The sequence below is a fragment of the Sedimenticola hydrogenitrophicus genome (assembly GCF_025175675.1).
GTDB lineage: Bacteria > Pseudomonadota > Gammaproteobacteria > Chromatiales > Chromatiaceae > Sedimenticola > Sedimenticola hydrogenitrophicus.
In genome coordinates, this window is sequence record NZ_JANIOA010000103.1 from 1 (window position 1) to 1,392 (window position 1,392).

At 55.3% G+C, this 1,392-nt stretch carries 1 protein-coding gene; it reads left to right on the top strand.

Annotated features, from left to right (window positions below; genetic code table 11):
- Nucleotides 1-106: 106 nt before the first annotated feature.
- On the top strand, nt 107-1,351 hold the full coding sequence (locus NPX02_RS21120; protein ID WP_260296041.1) for a DDE-type integrase/transposase/recombinase: 1,245 nt from the start codon (nt 107-109) through the stop codon (nt 1,349-1,351).
- Nucleotides 1,352-1,392 lie beyond the last annotated feature (41 nt).

Sequence of the window (1,392 nt, forward strand, 5' to 3'; positions counted from 1 at the left end):
AGCCTTTTCCAATATGAAATGAGTCTGAAGGGGGGCTGGTGTTTCTAATATGAAATGAGTCTAAAGCCGCAGCAGGTACCGTTCATGATGGGGGATGAAAACCATCATGAAACTCGAAGACTTAAAAACGATAAATCAACTCGAGGAATTTATATCTGGCACCCAGTCAGTGGCCTTTACGGTCATCGACGACAAGGACGCCTGCTACCGCTGGATTCAGCGGGAGTTGGTCAAGTTCCGCTACCCGACACTGCCCCGGGTGAGCAAGGGGGTGGTGATGCGTTATCTGATGAAGGTCAGTGGCTATTCACGACAGCAGCTCACCCGGCTGGTGGCCCAGTACCGCCGCACGGGCCGGCTCCAACGCCGCCAGCGGACTGTCTCCGGCTTTAAGCGCAAGTACACCGAACAGGATATCCGCCTGCTGGCGTCGATGGACGAGCGCCATGACACCCCCTGTGGGCCGGCACTCAAGAAGCTGTGTGAGCGAGCCTGCGGGGTCTTCGGTGAGACCCAGTACACGGTGCTGGCCTCGATCTCCGTCAGCCACCTGTACAACCTGAGAAAGTCCACGGCTTACACCCGACAACGGCGCCATTTCGAGAAGACCCGACCCAAGGTGTCGCCTATCGGCGAGCGGCGCAAACCTCAGCCTGACGGCCAGCCGGGCTATATCCGCATCGACACCGTCCATCAGGGCGACTTGGACCGGCAGAAGGGGGTTTACCACATCAACGCCGTCGATGAGGTCACACAGTTCGAGATCGTCTGCAGCGCCGAAAAGATCAGTGAGCGCTACCTCATCCCGGCGCTGGAACAGATGCTTCAGGCCTTTCCCTTCCAGTTGCTCGGCTTCCACTCGGACAACGGCTCCGAATACATCAATCGGCGGGTCGCCGACCTGCTGGAGAAGTTGCGTATCGAGTTCACCAAATCACGGTCCCGGCATAGCAATGACAATGCCCTGGCGGAAAGCAAGAACGCCGCCGTGGTCAGAAAACAGTTCGGTTACAGTCACATACCGCAGCGCTGGGCACCGCTGATCAACGACTTCAACCGGCTGCATCTGAATCCCTATCTTAATTTTCACCGCCCCTGCTTCTTCCCTGAAACCCACACGGACGCGAAGGGGAAGCAACGCAAGGTCTACCGCTATGAGAACCTGATGACGCCCTATGAAAAACTCAAATCATTACCCAATGCCAAAGAGTATTTGAAACCCGGCATCAGTTTTGAAATACTCGACAAGGCTGCTCTCCGGATCAGTGATAACCAAGCGGCGGATCAACTACAAAAGGCCCGCCAGATACTCTTTAAAACCATTCATGGACAGGCACTGAAAACCGGCTAATCCCCCCACCTTCAGACTCATTTAAGTATTGGAAAATACTG